This window comes from Tamilnaduibacter salinus, from assembly GCF_003096655.1.
GTDB classification, from domain to species: domain Bacteria; phylum Pseudomonadota; class Gammaproteobacteria; order Pseudomonadales; family Oleiphilaceae; genus Tamilnaduibacter; species Tamilnaduibacter salinus.
Genome location: NZ_QEKQ01000008.1, coordinates 96,788 through 121,221 on the forward strand (window position 1 = coordinate 96,788; position 24,434 = coordinate 121,221).

Consider the following 24,434-nt stretch of genomic DNA (forward strand, 5'->3'; position numbering starts at 1 on the left):
GGTAGGTGCTGCCGGCTCGACCATCAAAGCCCGGAAGAACCATTGGTTCGTTCGGGCTTTTTTTTGCCACGACCAGAGCGTCAGGACGCGTCACCCCAGATTGAATCGTCGAACATGGCGTCCGGGTTGGTAATGAAGCGGTTGTCATTACCCTGCAATTCACGAATACGGTGATTGCGTGTCAGCTCCAGGTCTCCAGGCGGGTCGGCCTGGTGCCAGCGCTTAAAGACATCATTGGAGCCCGGCGCCGGCAGGTCGTAGGTGTCCATGACATACACCACGCCCCGGGCGACATCGCCTTTGATCCGGTCGGGTGGCTCAATGTTCTGGAAGCCCTCTTTCAGACCGCATTCGCCTTTGGGTGCTGTGGAGGTCATCTCACCGTAGCCGGCGTTGCGGCGCTTCATTTCAATACGGCTCTTGATGGGCACCATGTTGTGCAGATCCGACGCGACGTGCCGGTAGACCTCGCTGTTGCGCTCGCACTGGGACTTGGTGCCACAGCGCAGCGCATCCCGGACTCGATTCAGGGGGTAGATGTACCCCTGGGTGATGAGAAAACTGTCCTGGCCAAACTGTTTGTTGCAGAAAAACGTGTTCCCACCCTGTTTATAGAGTTTGCCCCAGAAGATGTCTTCGACGGTTTTTTCCGGGTTGGAGAAGCGATTCTGGGCGTGTCCGGGAAGAATGAACAGAACAGAAGCAGTCAATGCCGCTCCTGACACCAAGGCGATCAGGCGGGTGAAAAAAGAGGTTGTCGTGGTTTTCGTCATAATGATTACTCCTCAATCCCTGGCTGGGTGAGCGAATCTATATCGCCGCCGGAACGTTGTTGGAGATTCCTACCGTTCATTATAGGACGGCGGCAGTGTCTGAGACGCAAGGATTGTAGGACATTGACTACAGAATGTAAGCATTTGCATCTAAACCGGTGGGCTTTGGCCTGAATGGCAATGGGCCAGGCGCCAGCGGTGCGCCGTCGATCAGCGAATGAACCAGACTCCTAGCCCGCATTTCTCACCAAGGGTTCGGATTTTGCGCGCCCCTGGCTTCACATCTGGGCCAAATGGCCCTTGGACGGGGCTACGGCCACGCCCGGCGGTCCATTTGGCCCACCTGTTTCCCCAGGAACACGCAAAATCCGAACCCTTCGTGAGAAATCCGGGCTAGCGGAGTGCGGTTGCCAGTTCTCTCAGGTAATACCAGGCCGACATGCGCCCATAGCCTTTGGCGGCGCGGTCGATGTCGCTACATTGCGTCAGAGCGGCCCGGAGCCGGATCGGGCTGAGTCTTGAGCCGGCTTCCTGGAGCTGTTGTGCGCGTTGTTTCGGGAACACGCGCTGGCGTTGACAGAATGCGGCGGGCGATTCGCCATGGCGGCGTGCCTGCTGGAGCTGCAGGGTCATCCGGATGTCCCGGCTCAGTAGCCCCAGCAGTGGCAGCGGATTCTCGCCTTCCTGCTCCAGAACGCCCAGAATCCGGTGGGCCTGTCGGACCTGTCCGCGCATCAGGGCCGCAATGAGCTCGAACGCGCTGAAACGGGCGCTGTCCATGACGGCCTGCTCAATAAACGTATCATCCAGGGTTTCATCTGGAGCGAGCAGGGCGAGTCGATCGACTTCCTGACTGGCCGCCAGCAGATTACCCTCCAGGCGTTCGGTGAGGGCTTCAAGGGCACCTTTCGTCAGGTGCAGGCCACGGCTGTGAGCGCGTTTGCGCAGCCACTCCGGGAAGCGCTCGGGATCCAGTGGCCAGATCGGCACGTGAACCCCGTGGTTCTGTAGCGCTTTGTACCATTTCTTGCGGGTTTCGGAACGTTCCAGGCGGGCGCCGATCAGCAGGACAATGACGTCTTCAGGCGGCCGGGTCAGCGCCTGTTCGATCACGGCCTGGCCATCATTGCCCAGTCGGCCACTGCCGAGGTGAACCTCGATACGGCGCTTCTCTGCGAACAGGGACAGGGCATTGAGTTCTTCCCCCACCACCTGCCAATCCAGCTGCTGATCGGCATGATAGACCTGCCGGTCCTCGTATCCTGCTTTCCGCGCGGCGTCACGGATTTCATCACAGGACTCCTGAACGAGCAGCGGCTCATCGCCGGAGACCAGATAGACCGGTTTGAGGCCTTTCTCCAGTGATCGGGTCAGTTCATGGGGCTTGGTCGTCACGAGAGGGCTCCCCGGTGGCCTGTTGGCGGCGGATGGCCCGGACCCGGTCCTCGGTCATGGGCGCGAGCCGAAAGATGACCTGCTGCGCGAGACGTTGATAGAGCGACGTGCGGATGGCCTCCTCCTCGCGCTGTTTGGCCAGGACGTTGGTGTCGTCGTAGCGATAGATCTCGCTCGCTTCGATATCCGCACTCGCGATCAGGGGCACGTCGTCTGGTGCCGTTAACTGGAGCGTCACGTCCTGGCGCAGGTCGTACTCCGCAGTGGCGGCATCCAGCGTGATCGCGCTGGCGCGGCGGCGTTCCCGGAATGACCCGAGAAAGAGCCGGTGCGCGTGGTTGCCGGGCGCCTTGAGCTCAACGCCCCCATCGCGAAGCTGGCTTCGAACGCCGTCGCAAAGCGCGTTGGGAACGCTTTCCGCGCAGGTCACCGATAGAGGCTGAACAGCGGCCGGGACCGGCGCGGCCCCCCGCAGCTGGAAGCCGCAGCCAGCCAGCAGAGCGGAGCCGAGCAGTACGAGGGCGCGGAATAGCGGCATCAGAGGCCCTTAGTTCGCCACGATGTTGACCAGTTTATTGGGCACAACAATCACCTTACGGACCGTTTTCCCCTCGGTGAAACGGACGACGTTCTCGTCGGCCAGCGCCTGCTTCTCCAGGTCGTCCCGGGCGATGTCCGCCGGGACCTGGGCCTTTGAGCGGACCTTGCCGTTGACCTGAAAGACCATTTCGATGCTTGACCGCACCATTGCCGCCTCGTCCGCTTCGGGCCAGCGTGCATCCACGACCGGCGTGTCGTGACCGAGTGTCTGCCACAGGTGGTGGCAGACGTGTGGAACGATCGGAGACAGCAACAGAACGGCCGTCTCCAGGGCTTCCTGCACCACGCTGCGCCCCGCCTCGTTGTCAGCGGGGCATTGGCCGACGTCGTTCAGCAGTTCCATCACGGCGGCGATGGCCGTGTTGAAAGTCAGCCGCCGGCTGACGTCGTCGCTTACCTTGGCGATCGTCTCGTGGGTCTTGCGATGCAGATCCCGTTGGGCGTCGTTCAGCGCATCCGCCTGGACGGCGCCGGCGGCGCCTTCCGCCGCGTGTTCGGTGACCAGACGCCAGAGCCGTTTGAGGAAGCGATGGGCGCCTTCCACCCCGCTGTCGGACCACTCCAGGGATTGTTCCGGGGGGGCGGCGAACATGATGAACAGCCGCACGGTGTCCGCACCGTACTGGTCAATGATCGACTGCGGATCAATGCCGTTGTTCTTGGACTTGGACATCTTGGAGACGCCGCCGGACTGGACGGGCTTGCCGTCCTGCCGGTGTGTCGCGCTCAGAATGCGACCCTTGCCGTCGCGTTCCACCTCCACGTCGGCGGGTGAGATCCATTCAATACTGCCGTCATCGTGATCGCGGTAGTAGGTCTCGGCCAGCACCATGCCCTGGCAGAGCAGTCGCTTGAAGGGCTCGTCGCTGTCCACCAGCCCCACATCCCGCATCAGTTTGTGGAAAAAACGGGCGTAGAGCAGGTGCAGGATGGCGTGTTCGATACCACCGATGTATTGGTCGACGGGCAGCCAGTAGTTGGCGGCGTCCGGATCCAGCATGCCGTCCTGATAGTTCGGGCAGCAGAAACGGGCGTAATACCAGGACGACTCCATGAACGTATCGAAAGTGTCCGTCTCCAGCGTGGCGTCCTGCCCGTCAATGGTTGTCTTGGCCCACGCCGGATCGGCCTTGATGGGCGACTGGACGCCGTCCATCTCAACGTCTGTTGGCAGCTCGACCGGCAACCGGTCGGCCGGTACCGGGATTTCGGCGCCCCCTTCCAGGCTCATCATCGGGATGGGGGCACCCCAGTAACGCTGGCGTGACACGCCCCAGTCGCGGAGACGGTAGTTGACTTGACGCTCGCCAATACCGGCCTTCTCGAGGTCATCCGCAATGGCCTCAAAGGCATCGTCGCTGGTCAGTCCGTTGTACCGTCCGGAGTTCACCAGGAACCCTTTTTCGGTAAAGGCTTCTTCCTGCACGTCCAGTTCATCCCGCTCCTGTGAGGCGATGACCTGACGGATCGGCAGACGGTACTTGCGGGCGAATTCGTGGTCGCGCTCGTCGTGTGCCGGCACGGCCATCAGGGCACCGGTGCCGTACTCCATAAGCACAAAGTTGGCGACATAGACGGGCACCAGGTCCTGAGTCAGGGGATGGATGGCGTAATAGCCGGTCTCGATCCCCTGTTTTTCCATGGTGGCCACATCCGCTTCGGAGAAGCGGCTGTTCCGGCATTCCTCGACGAAATTGGCAACCGACTTGTGGCGCTCGGCAGCGGCCTCGGCCAGCGGGTGCTCCGCAGCCACCGCCATGTAGGTGACGCCCATCAGCGTGTCCGGGCGTGTGGTGTAGACCTGCAGAGCGTCATCCCGGTCCTTGAGCTGGAACGTCAGCTCGACGCCGGTAGAACGGCCGATCCAGTTGCGCTGCATGGTACGCACCTGTTCGGGCCAGCCGTCGAGCTGATCCAGATCGCTGAGCAGCTCCTCGGCGTAGTCCGTGATCTTGATGAACCACTGGGGAATCTTCTTGCGCTCGACGACGGCGCCGGAGCGCCAGCCACGACCGTCGACAACCTGCTCATTGGCCAGCACGGTCTGATCGATCGGGTCCCAGTTGACCGTGGCCATTTTCTTGTAAACAAGGCCTTTTTCGTAGAGCTTGGTGAAGAACCACTGCTCCCAGCGGTAATAGTCCGGGTCGCAGGTGGCCAGTTCACGGTGCCAGTCATAACCAAAGCCCAGCTGCCGGAGCTGGCTCTTCATGTGGCCAATGTTTTCCCAGGTCCATTTGGCCGGTGCGGTCCGGTTTTTGACTGCTGCATTCTCCGCCGGCAGCCCGAACGCGTCCCAGCCCATCGGCTGCATCACGTTCTTGCCCTGCATGCGCTGGTAGCGGCTCACCACGTCACCAATGGTGTAGTTGCGCACATGGCCCATGTGCAGCTTGCCGCTCGGGTAAGGGAACATCGACAGGCAGTAGTACTTGGGCTTGTCCGGGTCTTCGGTGACGGCGAAGGTGTCGTTCTCTTCCCAGAAGCGCTGTGCCTGTTGCTCAATCGCCTTCGGGCGATACTGTTCGTCCGTTGCTGCCATTGCTGAGGATGATCCTGTTGCCAAAATAGTGTCGGTTGGGAAATGCGCCATTCTAACGCACACCGCGTTGGACAGGTAGTCACCGGTCGGCATGTTACCGGCATCTGTGCCAGACTAACGGGGCAAGAGGGCATGAGGCCCACACAGTCCCGCCGATCACGGGGAGGCAAGCCCATGAGTGATGACCCGAAGTCCCACTTTTCCGGTAAAGCCCTGGAAGCATACAACCGCATGCTCGAGAAGGTGCAGTCCCGGCTCACGGAGGTTGAAAAACAATCCGCTGACACCCTGCGAGAGGGCCTCGAGGAAGCGGTGGAGGCCGAAACCCACATCGCCGAACTGACGCGCGAAGAGATTGATCTGCTGGCGGCCTATGTCCGGCGTGACGTCTCGCACTTGATGCAGTTTGTTGACGAGACGGGGGAGGGCGTCGGTGAATGGCTTTGGCTCGACCTGGCCCTGCTGGAGCGCCAGCTCCGCGATCTGCTTTTCTCCATTGCCGACCAGACCCGTCTGGACACGCTGGAGCTCGAACACAAGCTGGACCACGATCCGGGCCAGTACATCAGCGGGGAAATCGCCACGGCCGGCGTGCTGCGATGTGTGAACTGCGACCACATGATCTGCCTGGTTGAAACCAGCCACATCCACCCCTGTGACGCCTGCGGCTCGCACTACTTTGAACGGGTAACGGCCCGGTGGCCGCGGGATCCGGAGACCGAGTCGGCTGTGTCGTAGGGGCTGGCATGATGTCGATGTTTGCTACGGAAAACACGGAAAAGGGCGGTTTTAAAGTTGGAAAGTTGTAAAGCGGGTAAGCGTCCGGTGCTTCGACCAAGAAAACGTTAAAACCTTAAGACTTTCAAGCTTTTTGATCCCGCCCGAAGGGCGTTTCCGTGCTTTCTGTGTCTTTCCGTGGCCCAAAGGGGTCTCTTTATTGCGGATCGGTTAAGAGTACGTCAGCGCCCGTCGTGCACCGCCCGGGACGGCGTTGGAATGATCCTCGGCCGGGCAAACACGATCAGGATCATCGCCAGGGTCAGCACGGGCCAGGACTGCGTTGCCATGAACGGTGTCTGTCCGTCGACCGGGTAGATTTCGCCATGGAGCACGGTTCGCTCGAACTGCGGAATCCGCGTCTGAACCTGCCCCTGTTCGTCGATGATGGCCGTGACGCCATTGTTCGTGCCACGGAAGACGTAACGCCCGGTTTCCAGTGCCCGCATGCGCGCGATCTGGAGGTGCTGGTGGGGGCCGATCGACCGGCCAAACCAGCCATCGTTGCTGATCGTCAGCAGAAAGTCGGTGCCGCTCGCATTACGGGCCACGAAATCGGGGTAAGCGATTTCATAGCAGATGAACGGCATGATGGACTGCTGGCCTGCTGTCAGTGGGTCCTGATAAGCCGGCCCGGGTGAAAACTCCGACATGGGCAGGTTGAAAAAGCCGATCACTCCGCGTAGCCACTGGCTCAGCGGTACATACTCCCCGAAGGGCACCAGCTTCTGTTTGTCGTACTGTCCACCACCGTTGCCCACGGCGATGATGCGATTGCGGTAGGTGAAGTCGTCGATCGACCGTTTATAGCCATGCCAGGGAATGCCGGTAATCAGCGTACTGTCGTCCCCCAGACGGTCCCGGATGACATCGAGGATGGGGCCGGCGCGATCCTGCAGGATGGGGATGGCCGTTTCCGGCCAGAGCACAAGATCCGACCGCCAGTCGTCCTCGGTGAGTGCGAGATAGGTCTGGACCTGGTCCTGGAGAAATTCCGGATCCCACTTGAGCTGCTGGGGCACATTCCCCTGCATGGCGGCGACCGTCAGCGGCGTCTCGGCCCGTTCGGTCCAGCTGTGATTGGTCAGCAGTGGCGATAGGCCCCATGTCAGCGCGACCAGCACGGTCGTTATGCCGGCGGCGGTCCGGCGGGACGATTGCAGGAGCACCAACACGCCATAAAGGGCGGCGCCGGTGGCGGTGATGACGAGGGTGACGCCATGAACACCGGTGATCGGGGCCAGCCCTGCCAGAGGACCATCCACCTGCGCCGTACCAAGATACAACCAGGGGAAACCCGTCAGTAGCCAGCCCCTGACCCAGTCACCAAGCACCCAGACGCCCGGAAAGAGGATCAGCCGGCGGACGATGCCGGATCCGGACAGCCGCCCCCAGGCCCAAAGGGTGATCGCCGGGAACAACGCCAGCCCGGCCACGAAAATCACCGTCAGAACGACCGCAATGGGAAGGGCCGTATTGCCGTATTCGCTGATGCTGACATAGACCCAGGAGGCGCCGGAACCGAACAGGCCGACACCGAACAGCCAACCGGCGCGGAATAGCGACCGGGGTGTCAGCGGGATCAGTGCCAGCAGAAGCAGCACCACGGACGGCAGAGCCAGCCAGGTCAGGCCAAATGGCGAGAACGTCAGCGTCTGCAGTCCTCCCGCCACCAGCAGCGCCAGGGCGGAGGGCCAGGAAAGCGATGAATTACTGGGTATCACGACGACGGACCTGAATCAGCCGGATCACTCGGTTATCAGCGTTGAGAATGGTGAAGGTGAAGCCTGAAAAGCTGATGGTTTCACCCCGGCGGGGAAGGTGCCCGAACTCGCGCAGAACCACGCCACCGATCGTATCGAACTCTTCCTCGTCAATGTCGGTGTTGAAGAACTGATTGAAGTCATCCACCGGCGCCTGCGCCTTGACGGCGAAGCTACCATCGGCGCGACTTTTTATGTGAGCTTCCTCGTCCACATCGTGCTCGTCCTCGATTTCACCGACGATCTGCTCAAGGACGTCCTCGATGGTGATCAGGCCCGCTGTGCCACCGTACTCGTCCACCACAATCGCCATGTGGTTGCGGGTTTCCTTGAACTCCTTGAGCAGCTGGTTCAGCCGCTTGCTCTCCGGAACGAACGTCGGTGGGCGCAGCGTTTCGCGGATACGGGACCAGTTCAGCTCGTTGTTGACGGCCAGCGGCAGCAGGTCCTTGGCGAGCAGCACTCCGACCACATCGTCCTGACTGTCACCGATGACCGGGAAGCGGCTGTGGGCCGACTCCACGATTTCGGGCAGAAAGTCCTTGGGATCGGAACTGGATTTGACGGTCACCATCTGGGAGCGGGGGATCATGATTTCATCCGCCCTCATGTCGGTCACCTGCATGGCCCCTTCGATGATGCTCATGGCATCGGCATCAATAATGTTCTGGGATTCGGCGTCCCTCAGGACTTCCAGAACGTCGGCCAGTGATTCCGGGTCACTGGAAAAGGCCTGAGACAGGCGTTCCAGCCAGGACTTGGTGGTGCCCTCGCTGCGACTCGACTGATCGTCGCTCATGAGTCCTTGTCCGTTTCCTCTGTGACGTAGGGGTTGGCGATGCCCAGTCCGGCCAGCAGCCGGATTTCAAGGGCTTCCATAACGTCCGCGTCGGCATCGTTGATGTGGTCATAGCCCTGCAGGTGAAGCATGCCATGAATCACCATATGTGCCCAGTGGGCGGACAGGGACTTGCCCTGATCCCGCGCTTCGCGCGCGACGACGTCCGCGCAGATCACCAGATCGCCCAGCAGTGGGATGGTGAGTCCGTCGGGGGCTTCGAACGGGAAGGACAGGACGTTGGTCGGGCGGTTCCTGTCCCGATAGGTATGGTTGAGGTTGGAGCTTTCCTCAGGGCTGACCAGACGAATGGTGACCTCGGTGTCCGTGTCGCCCATCCAGGCCGTTTCTGCCCAGCGCCGGAAGTCCGGCTCTCCGGGACAGTCGTTGCCCTCAATGGCCGTTTGCAGATCGAGCGTCAGACGGCTCACTGCTCCGCCTCTCCGTCGTGGTCATCGTAAGCCTCAACAATACGCTGAACCAGCGGATGACGCACGACATCGCTGGCGCCAAAGCGCGTGAAACCGATGCCCGGCACGGTGCGCAGCACCTCCGCGGCGTGGATCAGGCCGGAGTGCTGGCCGCGGGGCAGGTCCACCTGGGTGATGTCGCCGGTAATGATCGCCGTGGAGCCAAAACCGATCCGTGTCAGGAACATCTTCATCTGCTCCCGGGTGGTGTTCTGACTTTCGTCGAGAATGATGAAGGCGTTGTTGAGCGTCCGGCCCCGCATGAAGGCCAGTGGTGCGATCTCAATGATGTTTTTCTCAATCAGGCGTGTGACCTGATCAAAGCCGATCATCTCGTAGAGGGCGTCATAGAGCGGACGCAGGTACGGGTCCACCTTCTGGGCGAGGTCGCCGGGCAGAAAGCCGAGTTTTTCGCCTGCTTCCACCGCCGGGCGGACCAGCAGGATGCGCTTGACCTCTTCATCCTTGAGTGCTTCGACGGCACACGCCACGGCCAGCCACGTCTTGCCGGTACCGGCGGGGCCGATGCCAAAGTTGACGTCGTGCGTCCGGATGTTGTGAACATACCACTGCTGGTTGGGGCTTCTTGGTTTGGCCTGGAATTTCGGTGTCTTGATGACAATGTCGCTGCCATCAAAGGGCTGCTCATCCGGCAGCCGCTCGAAACCCGATTCGCGGATGTACAGGTGCACGGTTTCCGGTGTCAGGTCTTCCGCCGCCTCCGTCTCCCGGTACAGGTGGCGCAGTACCTCAGCCGCAGCCGTCGCATGTTCCGAGGGACCTTCAACCCGGAAGTGGTGGCCCCGGTAGCCGATACGCACGCTCATGCGCCGCTCGATGTGTTTGAGATGCTCGTCGAACTGGCCGCAGAGCATGGCCAGCCGACCGGCGTCGGCGGGCATCAGGTCGAATTCGCGGGTGTCGGTGCTGCTCAAAAGGGCCTCGTCAGTGGAGTTGATCGTCGATGGGGTGTCCCCGCAGAGAGTTGGGGAGCGCCTCGACGATTTCAACGTCGATGAAATGTCCGACCACTTCCGGGTCGTCGTGGCGGAAGTTGACGATGCGGTTGTTCTCGGTGCGCCCGGCGTACTCGCCCGGATCCTTCTTGGACAGGCCGGTCACCAGAATACGCTCAATGTTGCCGACCATCTTGCGGCTGATGTCCATGGCCTGCTGGTTGATGCGGTCCTGCAGGATCTTCAGTCGCTCTTTCTTGACGGCTTCCGGCGTGTCGTCCGGAAGATCGCTCGCCGGTGTGCCGGGGCGGGGGCTGTAGACAAAGCTGAACGACACGTCGAAGCCGATGTCGTTGATCAGGTTCATCGTCTTTTCAAAGTCTTTTTCCGTCTCACCGGGGAAGCCGACGATGAAGTCGGAGGAAAAGCTGATGTCCGGGCGGACCTGGCGTAACCGGCGCAGCTTGGACTTGTACTCCAGCGCGGTATGGCCACGCTTCATCAGCGCCAGTATCCGGTCAGAGCCCGCCTGGACAGGCAGATGCAGATGACTGACCAGTTCCGGCACCTCACCGAACGCCTCAATCAGCGAATCACTGAATTCGACGGGGTGGGAGGTGGTGAAGCGGATGCGGTCGATGCCATCGACGGCGGCGACCATGTGGATCAGCTCCGCCAGATCGATGGTGTCGCCGTCCTCCGTTTCACCGTCGTACGCGTTGACGTTCTGGCCCAGCAGATTGATTTCCCGGACGCCCTGATCGGCCAGATGGCCAACCTCCGCCATCACGTCGGCCACCGGACGGCTGACTTCTTCGCCCCGGGTGTAGGGGACGACGCAGAACGTGCAGTATTTGCTGCAGCCTTCCATGATCGACACAAACGCAGTGGCACCCTCCGCCCCTGGTGAGGGCAGGTTGTCGAACTTCTCGATTTCCGGGAAGCTGACATCGACCACGCCCACGTCACCGTGTTTGGCCTCGGTGATCATCTCCGGCAGACGATGCAGGGTTTGCGGGCCGAACACCATGTCCACGTGCGGTGCCCGGTCGATGATGGCCTGGCCTTCCTGGCTGGCGACGCAACCACCGACCCCGATGACCAGCTCCGGCTTTTTCGTCTTAAGCTGTTTCCAGCGCCCGAGTTGGTGGAAGACTTTTTCCTGGGCCTTCTCGCGGATGGAGCAGGTGTTGAGCAGCAGAATATCCGCCTCATCCGGTTGATCGGTCATCTGGACGTCTTCACCGGAACGCAGCAGATCGGCCATGCGGGATGAATCGTACTCGTTCATCTGGCAGCCGTGGGTTTTGATAAACAGCTTCTTGGTCATGCCTGGTGCACCGGGTGGTTCAAAGTAACCCGCTATTGTAACGCGCGAGGCCACCCTCAACCAGTGTCCGGGCCGTGACAGCGCACGGCTGGGTGGTATGATTCCTCGGCCGATGTCACAAGGAGACCGCGACCCCATGACGCCTGAACGCATCGCCCGCATCCGACAGACTCTGGACCAGCGCCAGCCCGATCTGAGGGTGGTGGCGGATCAGATTCACAAGCCCAGAAACATTTCCGCGCTGATCCGGACCTGCGACGCGTTTGCTGTCGCGAACCTGCATGCGGTCTGGAACCGGGATGGCTATCGGGCGTTCCGAAAGACGACAGGGGGCAGCTACCGGTGGGTGACGACCCACACCCACCGGACCACCGGCGAGGCCATTGGGGCCCTCCGGGACAGCGGACACCGGATCGTGACAGCGCATCTGTCCGAGCGTGCAGTCGACTACCGGGATCTGGACTATACCCGGCCGATCGCAATCGTCATGGGGAGCGAGCTGGAGGGCGCGGGTCAGGACGCCATCGACCAGGCGGACGACCATGTGGTGGTGCCCATGATGGGCATGGTGGAGTCCCTCAACGTCTCCTCGGCCTGCGCCATCATTCTCGCCGAAGCGCAGCGCCAGCGACTGGAGGCCGGGCTGTTCGACCATCCCCGTCTACCGGACGACGAATACCGCTCCCTCTTCTTCCGCTGGAGCCAACCCACAGTCGCCCGTTACTGCGATGATCGACGGTTGCCGTACCCGGAAATCGATCTGGAAACCGGTGACCTGGTGGATGGGGTCGGTTGGATGGAGGAAGTGCGGGAGATTCGTGGGAAAAGACGGGCTTAGCCACGGGAAGACACGGAAAGCACGGACGCAAGCAGCCAACGACGAATGATGTCTTCTGTTCGCGTCCGGAGGACGCCTTCCGTGTTTTTCAGTGTCTTTTCGTGGCGAAAAATCATTCCGCGTCGTTCTGCGGATTCCGCGGCGGTCTTATCCTTTCTCTTCCAGATACCGCTTCAACTGCTCTTTCAGCGCCTTGGGCAGACGGGTGATGGTCAGGGCGTCGTTTTCGCGGTCGTAGTAAACGGCCTGGTTGACCAGGTCTGATGAGAAGGAGACGCTCATGCCGCCACCGGAGCCGGCGATACGGACAAGCTTCTTGACCTTGCGATGGTCCGGATGCAGGACCGTGTTTTCCGGCAGGTCCTGTTCCTGTGAAGCGAACTGTTTGAACTGCTCGGGCCTGTCCTCGTCGAGATAGCCGGACAGGGCATCGATGGCGACTGGCTCGCCGAGCGCATGCTGTTCTTTGCAGAAATCGTAGGCCCGGGCGCGATACTGGCCCGCTTTCTCCGGTTCGTCGCTCTGGCTGGCGAACGCTTCGACGGCGTCCATGAACGTCAGGGTTTCCTTTTCGACATCCACCTGGTTGGTGAAGCCGCAGAGCTGGATAAACAACTCGCCCGGTTCCCCGGTCCCGCGTCCGCGGATGATGGTCAGGGGGTTATCGGATTCGCCGTTGCCCAGCCAGGCATCAATCTCGATGCGCAGCGCCAGGTTCAGCCGCGACAGGCTGAGCACTTCTGTGCCATCCAGCGCCTGATTGGCATCAAAGCGCAGCGCACTGTCCGTTTCGAGAACAAACAGGTAGGCCACGTCGCTGTCGGCCAGCGCCTCGTGAACGAGCATCAGGTGGCCCTGATACTCCTCCTGGCAGCCAGTCAGCAGTTCCTGCCATTGGCCGAACAGGCGGTCTGTCAGTGCCTCAAACCCCTGTTTGTCCTCAAGGTAGTCCCGGAGCCAGGCGCTAAAGGGACTGGTCGCGACGTCGTCCGAAAAGCGACCGTAGCCCTTGCCGGGTTTGGCATTGAACAGGCGTTTGAGTTGCTTGTGCAGTGCCTCATAGTCGCCACCCGGCTCGGCCAGTGCCGGCCCCGCACTGAGGCGAGCCGGCTGGCCAGGCTGGAGTTGGCTGGCAAACGCGGTGCGAAGCTGGCGGATCGCCATGGATCAGATGCGCTCGTGAGCGATCAGTTCGTCCACCAGCTCACCGGCCGTGCTGCCGAGATTGGTCTCTGCGTCCGCCTTGGCAACGGCGCCGGCGACGTCATCTGCAATGTCCACGACGATCGCGATCAGGCCGTGAGCGGTCAGAACCTGGGCCATCCGGCGGCGTTCGTTGGTGGTGCCAGCGTTGCTCTCGGTCAGCACCACTGACGTTCGCCCCAGATCGAACAGCTGACGTTCCAGCACGACAGCGAGGTCCTCTGCCTGACTGCCGCTGCAGCCGATGATCAGCGGCTTCTGGGCCAGACGCTTGCTGCGCTCGTCGCTGGTGACCGGCTTCAGAGCGTCACCGCTGTCACGGGCGACGCCCTGAATCATGCCAGCGCCGATGGTCACGTTGGTCAACCGGTCAATAATGATGAATGAACCGGTGTGGCGATTGCGCTGGTAGGGATCGAAGGCAACCGGCTGGTTGAGGCTGACCTGGCACAGGCCAATCTCGTTCAGCGCCAGCTCGTCCCGGTCTTCCTGCATTTCCAGTGTGTTGACGTCCACCTGGTAGTGGACCTCGGTGACCGTGCCGGATGTGGCTGTTGGTCCCAGTTTGATGTCGTAGAGGCGACCGGTGGCCATGGGCGCGTCGGTCATCCAGACGATGTGGGCGTCGAACCGGTTGCCCACCAACGGCTCGTCGCCGGTCTTGACCAGCATGTCACCCCGGCTGACGTCGATCTCGTCGTTCAGGGTCAGGGTCACCGCCTGATCAATGTATGCTTCGTCCAGATTGCCATCGAACGTCACGATGTCCTTGACCGTGCTCTTGCGGCCGGAGGGCAGGGCGGTAATGGGATCGCCCGGGCGCACGACGCCGGATGCGATCGTGCCGCTGAAGCCCCGGAAGTTCAGGTCCGGCCGGTTCACGTACTGGACCGGCAGCCGGAAGTGCTCCATGTTCTTGTCCCGGGAGAGTTCAACGTTCTCCAGGATCTCCATCATCGGCTGGCCGGTGAACCACGGCGTGTTCTCGCTTCGATTCACCACGTTGTCGCCTTCCAGCGCCGAGATGGGCACAAAGCGGATGTCCTGCAGGCCCAGCTTCTCAGCGAACTCCAGGTAATCACGCTTGATCTCTTCGAAGCGCTCCTCGCTGAAGTCGACCAGGTCCATTTTATTGACGGCCACGACGATGTGCCGGATGCCCTGAAGGGAAGCGATATAGGTATGGCGACGGGTCTGGGTCAGCACGCCGTGCCGGGCGTCGATCATCAGGATCGCCAGCTGGGCTGTGGAAGCGCCGGTCGCCATGTTACGCGTGTACTGCTCGTGACCTGGCGTATCCGCGATGATGAACTTGCGCTTGTCCGTGGAGAAGTAGCGATAGGCAACGTCGATCGTGATGCCCTGTTCCCGCTCGGCCTGGAGCCCGTCCACCAGAAGCGCCATGTCGAGCTTTTCGCCCGTGGTGCCCAGTTTCTCGCTGTCAGCCTTGAGGCTGGCCATGTGATCCTCGTAGATCATCTTCGTATCGTAGAGGAGCCGGCCGATCAGCGTGCTTTTGCCATCGTCAACGCTGCCACAGGTCAGCAGGCGCAGCAGTTCCTTTTCCTCATGCTGCTTGAGGTAGGCATTGATGTCTTCGGCAATCAGGTCGGACTGGTGTGACATGTCTGTATTCCGTTTGTCGCGTCGTGAGCGTCCGGCAATGGGGCCGCTCTTCCGGTGTCTGGGTCGTCAGGGCCGTGGGTGGGCTGCCACCTCCGGCCGCTGAGGGTTCAGGCGGTTGCGCGGGATCAGAAGTACCCTTCGCGTTTCTTCTGCTCCATGGAGCCGGCCGAATCGTGGTCAATCACCCGGCCCTCACGCTCGGAGCTCTTGGCCAGCAGCATCTCCTGGATGATGTCGGGCAGTGTGTCCGCCTTCGATTCGATGGCACCCGTGAGCGGGTAGCAGCCCAGGGTCCGGAAGCGGACGGACTTCATCATCGGCTTTTCGCCCGGCTCGAGTGGCATACGGTCGTCATCGACCATGATCAGCGTGCCATCGCGCTCCACCACAGGACGTTCTTTTGAGTAATACAGCGGGACGATCTCAATGTTCTCGAGATAGATGTACTGCCAGATGTCCAGCTCGGTCCAGTTGGAAAGCGGGAAGACCCGGATGCTCTCACCCTTGTTGATCTTGCCATTGTAAATGTTCCACAGCTCGGGGCGTTGGTTTTTCGGATCCCAGCGGTGGTGCTTGTCTCGGAATGAGTAGACCCGCTCCTTGGCACGGGATTTTTCCTCGTCCCGGCGCGCCCCGCCAAAGGCCGCGTCGAACTGGTACTTGTCGAGCGCCTGCTTCAGTGACTGGGTCTTCATGATGTCGGTGTGCTTGGCGCTGCCGTGGGTAAACGGACCCACGCCGGCATCGACCCCTTCCTGATTGATATGAACAATCAGATCGAGGTCATACTTTTCCGCCATGCGATCCCGGAATTCCACCATTTCCCGGAACTTCCACGTGGTGTCCACATGCATCAGCTTGAAGGGGATCTTGCCCGGATAGAATGCCTTGCGGGCCAGATGCAGCATCACCGAGGAGTCCTTGCCGATGGAGTACAGCATTACGGGGTTATCAAACTCCGCGGCCACCTCCCGGATGATGTGAATGCTTTCAGCTTCCAGCTGTTTGAGATGGGTCAGATTGTATGTCGTCATGTCCTGCTACCAATCAGAAAAGCGCCGGGGGCCGCGAGTAAGCCGTCGGTTCCCGGAAAAAGCCCGACGGGGAGCTCAGCCCCATAATTGAGCAGAACTATACCAGAAGGGCCGATTTCATAAGAAGAAGCTTAGTTAGAGTATTCCTTTATATGGATATGAGCGAACCGGCCCTATGACTCGTCCAGCTTCTTTTTAAGGATTTCATTCAGAACCTTGGGGTTACCCTGGCCTTTCGAGGCCTTCATCAAGGGGCCCATGAAACCGCCCATCAGCTTCTTGCGCTTCTTGGGGTCGGCTTCCCGGTATTGCTCAATCTGCTCGGGCATGTCAGCGAGCACACTGTCGACCAGCGCTTCCAGTTCACCGGTGTCGGAGACCTGCCTGAGGCCTTCGGCGTCGATGATGGCGTCAACGGACTGACTGTCGTCGTCCCAAAGGCGGTCGAACACGGTCTTGGCGCCCTTGGATGAGAGGGTGTCGTCTGTCAGCCGGGCCACCATATCGCCCAGTTTTTCCGGGGCCACGGGGCAGTCGCCGATGGTGCGGTCCTCGCTGTTGAGTCGGCCGCTGAGCTCACCGAGAATCCAATTGGCCACCAGCTTGGCGTCGCCACCCGTGCTGTGGGCCTTCTCGAAATAGCCGGCCGTATCGGCGCTGGCACTGAGCAGGTCGGCATCATAGTCGGACAGGCCGTAGGTTTTCTGGAAGCGTGCCCGGCGCTCGTCCGGCAGCTCGGGCATCATCCGGCGCGTCTCTTCGATGAATGCCTCGTCGATTTCCACCGGCAACAGATCCGGGCAGGGGAAGTAGCGGTAGTCGTTGGCTTCCTCCTTGGTCCGCATTGAGCGGCTTTCATCCCGGTCGCCGTTGTAGAGGCGGGTTTCCTGAACAATCTCCCCGCCGTCCTCAAGGATGTCGATCTGGCGCTCCACCTCATGGTGGATGGCTTGCTCCATGAAGCGGAAGGAGTTGAGGTTCTTGGTTTCTGTCCGCGTTCCGAGCGTGTCAGAGCCGTGTGGTTTGACGGAGACGTTGACGTCGAAACGCATGGAGCCCTGGGACAGGTCGCCGTCACAGATCCCCAGCGACGTCACGAGCCCATGGAGTTTGCGGGCGAACGCGACCGCTTCTTCGGCGCTGTTGAGGTCCGGTTCGGTGACAATTTCGATCAGCGGGGTGCCGGCCCGGTTCAGGTCGATGCCCGTCATGCCGTGGAAGTCCTCGTGCAGGGACTTGCCGGCATCCTCTTCAAGATGGGCGTGGTGGATGCGTACCATCTTTTCCTCGCCGTCACCGACGGCGATGTCGACTCTGCCCGGCCCGACAATCGGCTCTGCCAGCTGCGTGGTCTGGTAGCCCTTCGGCAGGTCCGGGTAGAAGTAGTTCTTGCGCTCGAACACCGACCGTTGATTGATCTCGGCGTTCACTGCCAGGCCGAACAGCGTTGCGTAGCGGAATGCCTCGCGATTCGGCACCGGCAGGGTGCCGGGCATCGCCAGATCCACTGCGCTGGCCTGGGTGTTGGGTTCGGCACCGTAAGCGGTGCTGGTGCCGGAAAACAGTTTGGTTTGGGTGGCGAGCTGAACGTGGATTTCCAGCCCGATCACAACGTCCCATTGCATGGTTTGTCTGCCTCCTGGTTCAGCCGCCGCAGCGGCTGACGCTCAAATCGTCTCGGTGCCGTCTTACGCGGGCGTCTGGCGGTGCCAGTCGGTCACCTGCTGGAATTGATGCGCGGCGTTCAGCAGCCGGCCTTCCTCGAAGTAATTGCCGATCAGCTGCAGGCCCACCGGCATGCCATCAATTTGGCCCGCCGGTATCGACATGGCCGGTAGCCCCGCCAGGTTGATGGCGATGGTGAAGGTGTCCTCGAGATACATCTGCACCGGGTCGTCGGTCTTCTCACCGATGCGGAACGCCGGCGATGGTGTGGCTGGACTCATCAGCAGGTCCACCTCGCTGAACGCGTTCACAAAGTCCTGTTGGATCAGGCGGCGTACTTTCTGGGCCTTGAGGTAATAGGCGTCGTAGTAGCCGGCGGAGAGGGCGTAGGTGCCCACCAGAATGCGGCGCTTCACCTCGGAGCCAAAACCTTCGGCGCGTGTGCGCGTATAAAGATCCATCAGATCCGACGGGTTCTCGCAGCGATAGCCGTAGCGGACGCCGTCAAACCGGGACAGGTTCGCCGAAGCCTCGGCCGGGGCAATGACGTAGTAGGCCGCAATGGCCAGATCGGCGTTCGGCAGGGAGACTTCGCGGACCTCCGCGCCGAGCTTTTCGTATTCCCGGATCGCTGCATTGACCTGCTCGGCCATCGCCGGGTTCAGGTCATCACTGAAATACTGCGAAGGCAGTCCGACCCGCAGGCCTTTCAGCGGCTCGTTCAGCGTGGCGGTGTAGTCGGGGACGGCCCGGCTGACCGAGGTGGCATCCCGTGGGTCGTGGCCCGCCATGGTGTTCAGCATGAGGGCGCTGTCCTCGGCCGTGCGGGTCATGGTGCCCGCCTGATCAAGGCTGGAGGCGAAGGCAATCATGCCGTAACGGGACACCCGGCCATAGGTTGGCTTCAGGCCGGTGACCCCGCAAAGGGCAGCGGGCTGTCGAATGGAGCCGCCTGTGTCCGTGGCGGTCGCGCCTGGAATCAGTCGGGCAGCCACCGCGGCGGATGAGCCGCCTGACGAGCCGCCGGGCACCCGCTGGTCGCCCCAGGGGTTGAGTGTCGCGCCAAAATAACTGCTTTCGGTGGATGAGCCCATCGCGAACTCATCCATGTTGGTCTTGCCGAGGCAGACGGCGCCGGTGTCCCGCAGTCGGGAGGTCACTGTCGCGTCGTATGGTGGCACAAAATTGGCCAGCATTTTCGAGCCGCACGTTGTTGCCACACCATTGGTGCAGAAGATGTCCTTGTGGGCGAAGGGAATGCCGGTCAGCGGCGTTGCGCTGCCGTTGGCCCGGCGCTCGTCGGCGGCTTTGGCATCCGCCAGCGCGGCCTCGGGCGTGACCGTGATGAAGCTGTTGAGGTGGCGGTCCTGTTGCTCAATCCGGTCGAGGAACTGCTGGGTCAGTTCCACGCTGGAGCAATGGCCTGCGTCCAGGTCTCGGGCCAGTTCGGCAATGCTTTTGTCGTGCATGGTCCGGGTGTCCGTTCTGGGTCAGAAAGAATCGCGGTTTGATATCACTCGATAACCTGTGGAACCAGGTACAGGCCATCCTCGGTAGCCGGCGCAATGCGCTGGAAGGCGGCCCGCTGGTTGGTTTCCGTGACGGTGTCGTCCCGCAGCTGTCCCACAGCATCAAGCGGGTGAGCCAGCGGTTCCACCTGATCGGTATCGGCTGACTGGAGCTGATCCACAAGGTCGAGGATGTTGCTGACGTTGGATTCCAGCGACCGGGCTTCCTCGTCGCTGGTCTTGATGCGGGCCAGAAGGGCCACCTTTTCAATTTCGTCGCGGGAAATCGCCACGGGGTGCCTCCATGATTACGGTCTTGTCACGCTTGAGTCAGGTGCGTGGGAGAAAGCATGGAATGTTAACAGATTGTGGCGTGCGATGAACGGCTTCCGAGGCTTTCAAGGGCCTCTGTTGCGCCGCGTCGCATCTTGCCCGAAGCGGGGCCCGCTGCTAAAGTTCCCGCATTCATTTCACCACAGCTCTTCTCAGGTTAAGACGACGCCAATGCTCATCAAGAAAATCCGCGGTCTGTTCTCCAGCGATCTCTCCATTGATCTGGGCACGGCCAATACCCTCATCTTTGTCCGTGATCGGGGGATAGTGCTTGACGAGCCCTCGGTCGTGGCGATTCGGACCAATAACGCCCAGAAGATGGTGGCGGCCGTGGGCGGCGAAGCCAAGCGGATGCTGGGTCGTACGCCGGGCAATATCACGGCGATTCGCCCGTTGAAGGATGGCGTGATTGCTGATTTTGTCGTCACGGAGAAAATGCTCCAGCACTTTATCCACAAAGTGCATGAGAACAGCTTCATCACGCCGAGTCCGCGGGTTCTGGTCTGTGTGCCAAGTAAGTCCACCCAGGTGGAGCGTAAGGCGATTCGTGAGTCCGCCATGGGGGCCGGCGCCCGCGAGGTGTACCTGATTGAAGAGCCGATGGCGGCCGCCATCGGCGCTGGCCTGCCGGTGGAAGACGCCAGCGGCTCAATGATTGTGGATATCGGTGGTGGTACGACGGAGATCGCCATTATTTCACTGAACGGTATTGTGTACGCCGAATCGGTTCGTGTGGGCGGTGACAAGTTTGACGAAGCCATTGCCACCTACGTCCGGCGCCAGTATGGCAGTCTGATTGGCGATTCCACGGCCGAGCGCATCAAGCATGAAATCGGCACCGCGTTCCACAGCGAGGAGGAGCGCGAGATTGATGTGCGGGGCCGGAATCTGGCTGAGGGCGTGCCACGGGCCTTTACCCTGACCAGCAGCGAAATCCTCGAAGCGCTTCAGGAATCCCTGGCGCAGATCGTCCAGACCGTCAAGAGCGCGCTGGAGCAGTCCCCACCCGAGCTGGCATCGGACATTGCCGAGCGTGGTATTGTGCTGACCGGCGGTGGCGCACTATTGCGCGGGCTGGACAAGCTGATCAGTGAAGAGACCGGCCTCCCGGTTGTGGTTGCCGAAGAACCGTTGACCTGTGTGGCCCGCGGCGGTGGCAAGGCGCTTGAGATGATCGACCGGGGCGGTATCGGGATGTTCTCCCACGAAAACTGACTGCCGGCTGCTTCCACAGTGGAAGCCCGGATGCCTGATCGCCGCTGCGGATGACCGTCTCAGCGGCGTTGTTGTTTCAGACGGAGGGTAACGCTATCAAGACCATCTTCGCACAGGGACCCTGGCCGGGAATGCGCCTGATGGCGGTGGCCCTGCTGTCTCTCGTGCTGATGGTGGCGGATGCGCGCTTCCAGCGTGTCGATGACGTGCGCAGTGTACTCGGAACGATGCTGTCGCCGATTGTGTGGCTCGGGCACCTGCCGGAGGCCGTTGGTGAGTGGAGCGACAATGCGTTTTCGAGTCGCGAAGAGCTGCTGGCTGAAATCGACTCCCTCCGCGCCCGCCTGCTGGTTCTGGAGCGCCGTTCCAGCAAATACGCCACGCTCGCCGCCGACAACCGGGCGTTGCGCCATCTGGAAAGTGCCGCCAGCGAGCTGGATGAAAGCGTGCTGGTCGCCGACGTCATCGGCGTCACGCCGGATCCGTTCTCCCATGAGCTCATCATCAACAAGGGCGCTCGCGACAATGTCGGTGAGGGGCAGGCGATCATCGATGCCGATGGACTGATGGGGCAGGTTATTGAAGTGAACCAGTTGACCTCCCGCGTACTGCTGGTCTCTGACAGCAGCCACGGGGTGCCCGTCAAGGTGCTGCGAAGCGGCGTCCGGGCGGTGCTGCTGGGTACGGGGCGTAAGGACACGCTCCAATTGATGCACGTTCCGGACACCGCTGACATCCGTGAGGGCGACCTGCTGGTCAGCTCCGGCCTGGGCGGTCGGTTTCCGCGAGGGTATCCCGTCGCCCGGGTGGCGAGCATCGAAAGCCGGCCCGGGGCGGCCTTCTCGGAAATCGAGGCAGAGCCGGCGGCAGGTCTCAATACCAGTGACCTGGTGTTGGTGCTGTTCCAGAACGAGTCGCCGGCGCCGCCACCGACCACCCCGGGGGACGAGGCGACAAAAGCGGGCGGTATGGAACAGGAGGCTGAAGGATGAGTCTGTCGGTCATCAGCTATCCGGTGTTTTTCGTCAGCGTCGTCGCTGCGATGGTTCTCAGTGTCTCGCTGTTCCCGGTCCAGTGGCTGGTGCTCCGGCCGGAATGGCTTGGGCTGATCGTGTTCTACTGGACCTTCCGGGCGCCGGGACGTTTTGGCGTGCTGGTGGCATGGCTGCTGGGCCTGATGCTTGATGTTCTGGAGTCCAGCACGCTGGGCGTCAACGCGTTTGCCATGGCACTGATCGCCTTCCTGGTGCTCACCACGCATCAGCGGCTGCGGATGTTCCCGTTGCCTCAGCAGTGTCTCATGGTGTTCCTGTTGTTGGGAATCAACCAGATGACTGTCCATTTTGCGGATCAGGTCCTGGGGTCGGGCACGCCCGGGTTCAGCTATCTGTTGCCGGCGCTGACCGGGGCGCTCGTCTGGCCATTTGTTTGCGCGGTGCTGGACCGTCTGAACCTGAAACTGGGGTAGGGTATGTCTGTTTCCGATTCGCTGATTCTGGCCTCGGCCTCGCCACGTCGGCGGGATCTGCTGCACCAGATCGGCCTGACGTTCTCGGTTGCGCCGGTCGATATTGATGAGAGCCACCGGCCGGGTGAGCCCGCCTCTGACTACGTTGAGCGCCTGGCCCGTGAAAAGGCTGAGGCGGGTTATCGCCAGCACCCCGGTCACCGGGTTCTGGGCTCGGACACCACCGTGGTCCTGGATGGTGAGCCCCTCGGGAAACCCGTGGACCGGAACGATGCGCTCGATATGCTGCGGCGCCTGTCCGGGCGTGAACACGAGGTGCTGACCGGCGTGGCGCTGGCCAGACCGGAGGGTACCGGAAGTCGACAAGTCTCGACCCGCGTCTGTTTCCGGGAACTGTCGGAAGACGAGATGGTCGCCTACTGGGAGACGGGCGAACCGGTCGACAAGGCAGGAGGCTACGGAATTCAGGGGCGCGGCGGCGTTTTCGTCAGCGCCATCGAAGGCAGTTACAGCAACGTGGTCGGCCTGCCGCTCACCGAGACAGCGGATCTGCTGGCGTGGTCTGGGATGCCGGTCTGGCAGGTGTGGCAGACAACAACCGGAGAATGGAATGAGTGAGGAAATCCTGATCAACGTGACCCCCGTGGAAACACGGGTGGCCCTGGTTGAAAACGGGATGCTGCAGGAAGCGTACATTGAGCGCACGAGCCGGAAGGGCATCGTGGGCAATATCTACCGTGGCAAAGTGGTCCGCGTTCTGCCGGGCATGGAGGCGGCCTTTGTCGATATCGGCCTGGAACGGGCCGCGTTCATCCATGCCTCCGATGTGTCCGTGCCCGAAAACGGTGACGGCGCCGCGGAGGAGTCCTCCCGAAGTGTACCGGACATCCGTTCCCTGCTGCGCGAAGGGCAGTCGCTGGTAGTCCAGGTCACCAAGGATCCGATCGGCACCAAGGGCGCCCGCCTGACGACCCAGCTCTCCATCCCCTCCCGGTATCTGGTGTTCATGCCCGACGCCAGCCACATTGGTGTGTCCCAGCGCATTGAGGACGACAACGAGCGCAGCCGACTGCGCACTCACATTGAGCGTTGTGCCGAGGCCATGGGCGATGAGCGGGGTGGGTATATCATTCGGACTGCCGCGGAAGGCGTGCCCGAAGAGGATCTGCGTGCGGATCTGGAGTACCTGCACCGCGTGCTTCGCTCGGTCAACGAGCGGGCCGGGACCAGCCCGGTGCCGAGTGTGATCTATCAGGATCTGCCGCTGTTCATCCGCACTGTCCGGGACCTTGTCCGCTCGCAAACGGAAAAGGTCCGTATTGATTCGCGCGAGAGTCACCAGCGCGTGATGGCGTTCGTCGAGGATTTCGTGACCGAAATTGCGGACATGGTCGAGTATTACCCGGGAGAGCGTCCGTTGTTCGACCTTTACAGTGTCGAGGACGAAATTCAGAAGGCTCTGAGTCGAAAGGTCCAGCTCAAGTCCGGCGGCTACGTCATCATCGATCAGACCGAGGCGATGACCACCATTGATATCAACACCGGTGCGTTCGTCGGCCACCGGAATCTGGAAGAAACCATTTTCAAGACGAACCTGGAGGCCGCGCGGGCGATCAGCCGTCAGCTGCGCCTGCGCAACCTCGGGGGGATCATCATCATCGACTTCATCGATATGGAGGACTCGGAGCACCAGCGTCAGGTTCTGCGGATGCTGGAGAAAATGCTGGAGCGTGATCATGCCCGGACCAAGATCACCGGCGTCTCTGAGCTCGGGTTGGTGGAGATGACCCGTAAACGCACCACCGAGAGCCTCGGACAGGTGCTGTGTGAGCCCTGTCCGATCTGTGAGGGGCGTGGATTCCTCAAGACGGCCGAAACGGTGTGCTATGAGGTGTTCCGGGAAATTATGCGGGTCAATCGTGCCTATGACGTTGGGGGGTATCTGGTGATGGCCTCACAGAAGATCGTGGACCGATTGTTGGATGAGGAATCCGATAACGTGGCCGATCTTGAAACGTTCATCGACAAGACGATTCGATTTCAGGTGGAACCGTTCTACAGTCAGGAGCAGTATGATGTGGTTCTCCTGTAGGAATCGCA

The 24,434-nt window shown here is 61.3% G+C and carries 22 protein-coding genes; 7 read left to right on the top strand and 15 right to left on the bottom strand.

Annotated features, from left to right (window positions below):
- Positions 1 to 80 precede the first annotated feature (80 nt).
- The 4 genes from C8D92_RS12550 to leuS form a co-directional block, all read right to left on the bottom strand.
- The gene (locus C8D92_RS12550; protein ID WP_116919551.1) at positions 81 to 773 is read right to left on the bottom strand and encodes an endonuclease; all 693 of its coding nucleotides are present in this window, start codon (positions 771 to 773) and stop codon (positions 81 to 83) included.
- 393 nt (positions 774 to 1,166) lie between these two features.
- Entirely contained in the window at positions 1,167 to 2,168 is a 1,002-nt protein-coding gene (gene holA / locus C8D92_RS12555) for a DNA polymerase III subunit delta (RefSeq protein WP_095610617.1), read from the bottom strand.
- Complete coding sequence (locus tag C8D92_RS12560; RefSeq protein WP_116919552.1) at positions 2,149 to 2,706, bottom strand: LPS-assembly lipoprotein LptE; 558 nt, start codon at positions 2,704 to 2,706, stop codon at positions 2,149 to 2,151. The genes holA and C8D92_RS12560 overlap by 20 nt, the downstream gene beginning before the upstream one ends.
- Before the next feature lie 9 nt (positions 2,707 to 2,715).
- Positions 2,716 to 5,310, bottom strand: a complete 2,595-nt coding sequence (gene leuS, locus C8D92_RS12565; protein ID WP_095610619.1) for a leucine--tRNA ligase — start codon at positions 5,308 to 5,310, stop codon at positions 2,716 to 2,718.
- A gap of 174 nt (positions 5,311 to 5,484) precedes the next feature.
- Between leuS and C8D92_RS12570 the strand changes: the two genes are divergently transcribed.
- The gene (locus C8D92_RS12570; RefSeq protein WP_095610620.1) at positions 5,485 to 6,048 is read left to right on the top strand and encodes a zinc ribbon-containing protein; all 564 of its coding nucleotides are present in this window, start codon (positions 5,485 to 5,487) and stop codon (positions 6,046 to 6,048) included.
- Between the two features lie 221 nt (positions 6,049 to 6,269).
- Here C8D92_RS12570 and lnt read toward each other — a convergent pair whose 3' ends face one another.
- Genes lnt through miaB form a run of 5 tightly spaced genes read right to left on the bottom strand, consistent with a single transcriptional unit; the run spans position 6,270 to position 11,444 of the window.
- On the bottom strand, positions 6,270 to 7,811 hold the full coding sequence (lnt, locus tag C8D92_RS12575) for an apolipoprotein N-acyltransferase (RefSeq protein ID WP_116919553.1): 1,542 nt from the start codon (positions 7,809 to 7,811) through the stop codon (positions 6,270 to 6,272).
- Entirely contained in the window at positions 7,798 to 8,649 is an 852-nt protein-coding gene (locus C8D92_RS12580) for an HlyC/CorC family transporter (RefSeq protein ID WP_095610766.1), read from the bottom strand. The genes lnt and C8D92_RS12580 overlap by 14 nt, the downstream gene beginning before the upstream one ends.
- Positions 8,646 to 9,119, bottom strand: coding sequence for an rRNA maturation RNase YbeY (gene ybeY, locus C8D92_RS12585; protein ID WP_116919554.1), 474 nt, complete (start codon positions 9,117 to 9,119; stop codon positions 8,646 to 8,648). Before ybeY ends, C8D92_RS12580 begins: the two co-directional genes overlap by 4 nt.
- Complete coding sequence (locus C8D92_RS12590) at positions 9,116 to 10,093, bottom strand: PhoH family protein (RefSeq protein ID WP_095610764.1); 978 nt, start codon at positions 10,091 to 10,093, stop codon at positions 9,116 to 9,118. Before C8D92_RS12590 ends, ybeY begins: the two co-directional genes overlap by 4 nt.
- Positions 10,094 to 10,103: 10 nt before the next feature.
- Positions 10,104 to 11,444: a tRNA (N6-isopentenyl adenosine(37)-C2)-methylthiotransferase MiaB gene (gene miaB / locus C8D92_RS12595; protein ID WP_095610763.1), complete on the bottom strand. Its 1,341-nt coding sequence runs from the start codon at positions 11,442 to 11,444 to the stop codon at positions 10,104 to 10,106.
- A gap of 136 nt (positions 11,445 to 11,580) precedes the next feature.
- On the opposite strand from miaB, the gene trmH reads away from it, so the two are divergent.
- Positions 11,581 to 12,282, top strand: coding sequence for a tRNA (guanosine(18)-2'-O)-methyltransferase TrmH (trmH, locus tag C8D92_RS12600; RefSeq protein WP_095610762.1), 702 nt, complete (start codon positions 11,581 to 11,583; stop codon positions 12,280 to 12,282).
- A 147-nt stretch (positions 12,283 to 12,429) separates the two neighbouring features.
- Here trmH and C8D92_RS12605 read toward each other — a convergent pair whose 3' ends face one another.
- From C8D92_RS12605 to gatC, 6 genes are all read right to left on the bottom strand, one after another.
- Positions 12,430 to 13,446 carry a nucleoid-associated protein gene (locus C8D92_RS12605; protein ID WP_116919555.1) on the bottom strand — a complete coding sequence of 339 codons (1,017 nt, stop codon included), beginning with the start codon at positions 13,444 to 13,446 and terminating at the stop codon, positions 12,430 to 12,432.
- A gap of 3 nt (positions 13,447 to 13,449) precedes the next feature.
- On the bottom strand, positions 13,450 to 15,111 hold the full coding sequence (gene cysN, locus C8D92_RS12610; RefSeq protein WP_095610760.1) for a sulfate adenylyltransferase subunit CysN: 1,662 nt from the start codon (positions 15,109 to 15,111) through the stop codon (positions 13,450 to 13,452).
- A 125-nt stretch (positions 15,112 to 15,236) separates the two neighbouring features.
- Positions 15,237 to 16,145 (bottom strand): sulfate adenylyltransferase subunit CysD, encoded by a 909-nt coding sequence (gene cysD, locus C8D92_RS12615; RefSeq protein ID WP_116919556.1) that lies wholly within the window; start codon positions 16,143 to 16,145, stop codon positions 15,237 to 15,239.
- A gap of 173 nt (positions 16,146 to 16,318) precedes the next feature.
- The gene (gatB, locus tag C8D92_RS12620) at positions 16,319 to 17,770 is read right to left on the bottom strand and encodes an Asp-tRNA(Asn)/Glu-tRNA(Gln) amidotransferase subunit GatB (protein ID WP_116919557.1); all 1,452 of its coding nucleotides are present in this window, start codon (positions 17,768 to 17,770) and stop codon (positions 16,319 to 16,321) included.
- Positions 17,771 to 17,833: 63 nt separating this feature from the next.
- Entirely contained in the window at positions 17,834 to 19,279 is a 1,446-nt protein-coding gene (gene gatA / locus C8D92_RS12625) for an Asp-tRNA(Asn)/Glu-tRNA(Gln) amidotransferase subunit GatA (RefSeq protein ID WP_095610757.1), read from the bottom strand.
- Between the two features lie 44 nt (positions 19,280 to 19,323).
- On the bottom strand, positions 19,324 to 19,611 hold the full coding sequence (gene gatC / locus C8D92_RS12630) for an Asp-tRNA(Asn)/Glu-tRNA(Gln) amidotransferase subunit GatC (RefSeq protein ID WP_095610756.1): 288 nt from the start codon (positions 19,609 to 19,611) through the stop codon (positions 19,324 to 19,326).
- 211 nt (positions 19,612 to 19,822) lie between these two features.
- Here gatC and C8D92_RS12635 point away from each other — a divergent pair, with 211 nt between their 5' ends.
- Genes C8D92_RS12635 through rng form a run of 5 tightly spaced genes read left to right on the top strand, consistent with a single transcriptional unit; the run spans position 19,823 to position 24,426 of the window.
- Positions 19,823 to 20,866: a rod shape-determining protein gene (locus C8D92_RS12635; RefSeq protein WP_095610755.1), complete on the top strand. Its 1,044-nt coding sequence runs from the start codon at positions 19,823 to 19,825 to the stop codon at positions 20,864 to 20,866.
- Positions 20,867 to 20,916: 50 nt separating this feature from the next.
- A complete protein-coding gene (gene mreC / locus C8D92_RS12640; protein ID WP_116919558.1) occupies positions 20,917 to 21,858 on the top strand; it encodes a rod shape-determining protein MreC in 942 nt (313 codons plus the stop codon).
- Positions 21,855 to 22,334 (top strand): rod shape-determining protein MreD, encoded by a 480-nt coding sequence (gene mreD / locus C8D92_RS12645; RefSeq protein ID WP_095610753.1) that lies wholly within the window; start codon positions 21,855 to 21,857, stop codon positions 22,332 to 22,334. Before mreC ends, mreD begins: the two co-directional genes overlap by 4 nt.
- A gap of 3 nt (positions 22,335 to 22,337) precedes the next feature.
- Entirely contained in the window at positions 22,338 to 22,952 is a 615-nt protein-coding gene (locus C8D92_RS12650; protein WP_116919559.1) for a Maf family protein, read from the top strand.
- Positions 22,945 to 24,426, top strand: coding sequence for a ribonuclease G (gene rng / locus C8D92_RS12655; protein WP_095610751.1), 1,482 nt, complete (start codon positions 22,945 to 22,947; stop codon positions 24,424 to 24,426). Before C8D92_RS12650 ends, rng begins: the two co-directional genes overlap by 8 nt.
- Positions 24,427 to 24,434 lie beyond the last annotated feature (8 nt).

Excerpts from the sequence above, each read along its gene's own strand:
- C8D92_RS12550 (WP_116919551.1), bottom strand. The coding sequence starts at position 773 with ATGACGAAAACCACGACAACCTCTTTTTTCACCCGCCTGATCGCCTTG.
- C8D92_RS12560 (WP_116919552.1), bottom strand. The coding sequence starts at position 2,706 with ATGCCGCTATTCCGCGCCCTCGTACTGCTCGGCTCCGCTCTGCTGGCT.
- leuS (WP_095610619.1), bottom strand. The coding sequence starts at position 5,310 with ATGGCAGCAACGGACGAACAGTATCGCCCGAAGGCGATTGAGCAACAG.
- C8D92_RS12570 (WP_095610620.1), top strand. The coding sequence starts at position 5,485 with ATGAGTGATGACCCGAAGTCCCACTTTTCCGGTAAAGCCCTGGAAGCA.
- C8D92_RS12580 (WP_095610766.1), bottom strand. The coding sequence starts at position 8,649 with ATGAGCGACGATCAGTCGAGTCGCAGCGAGGGCACCACCAAGTCCTGG.
- miaB (WP_095610763.1), bottom strand. The coding sequence starts at position 11,444 with ATGACCAAGAAGCTGTTTATCAAAACCCACGGCTGCCAGATGAACGAG.
- trmH (WP_095610762.1), top strand. The coding sequence starts at position 11,581 with ATGACGCCTGAACGCATCGCCCGCATCCGACAGACTCTGGACCAGCGC.
- C8D92_RS12605 (WP_116919555.1), bottom strand. The coding sequence starts at position 13,446 with ATGGCGATCCGCCAGCTTCGCACCGCGTTTGCCAGCCAACTCCAGCCT.
- cysN (WP_095610760.1), bottom strand. The coding sequence starts at position 15,111 with ATGTCACACCAGTCCGACCTGATTGCCGAAGACATCAATGCCTACCTC.
- cysD (WP_116919556.1), bottom strand. The coding sequence starts at position 16,145 with ATGACGACATACAATCTGACCCATCTCAAACAGCTGGAAGCTGAAAGC.
- gatB (WP_116919557.1), bottom strand. The coding sequence starts at position 17,770 with ATGCAATGGGACGTTGTGATCGGGCTGGAAATCCACGTTCAGCTCGCC.
- gatA (WP_095610757.1), bottom strand. The coding sequence starts at position 19,279 with ATGCACGACAAAAGCATTGCCGAACTGGCCCGAGACCTGGACGCAGGC.
- C8D92_RS12635 (WP_095610755.1), top strand. The coding sequence starts at position 19,823 with ATGCTCATCAAGAAAATCCGCGGTCTGTTCTCCAGCGATCTCTCCATT.
- mreC (WP_116919558.1), top strand. The coding sequence starts at position 20,917 with ATGACCGTCTCAGCGGCGTTGTTGTTTCAGACGGAGGGTAACGCTATC.
- mreD (WP_095610753.1), top strand. The coding sequence starts at position 21,855 with ATGAGTCTGTCGGTCATCAGCTATCCGGTGTTTTTCGTCAGCGTCGTC.
- C8D92_RS12650 (WP_116919559.1), top strand. The coding sequence starts at position 22,338 with ATGTCTGTTTCCGATTCGCTGATTCTGGCCTCGGCCTCGCCACGTCGG.
- rng (WP_095610751.1), top strand. The coding sequence starts at position 22,945 with ATGAGTGAGGAAATCCTGATCAACGTGACCCCCGTGGAAACACGGGTG.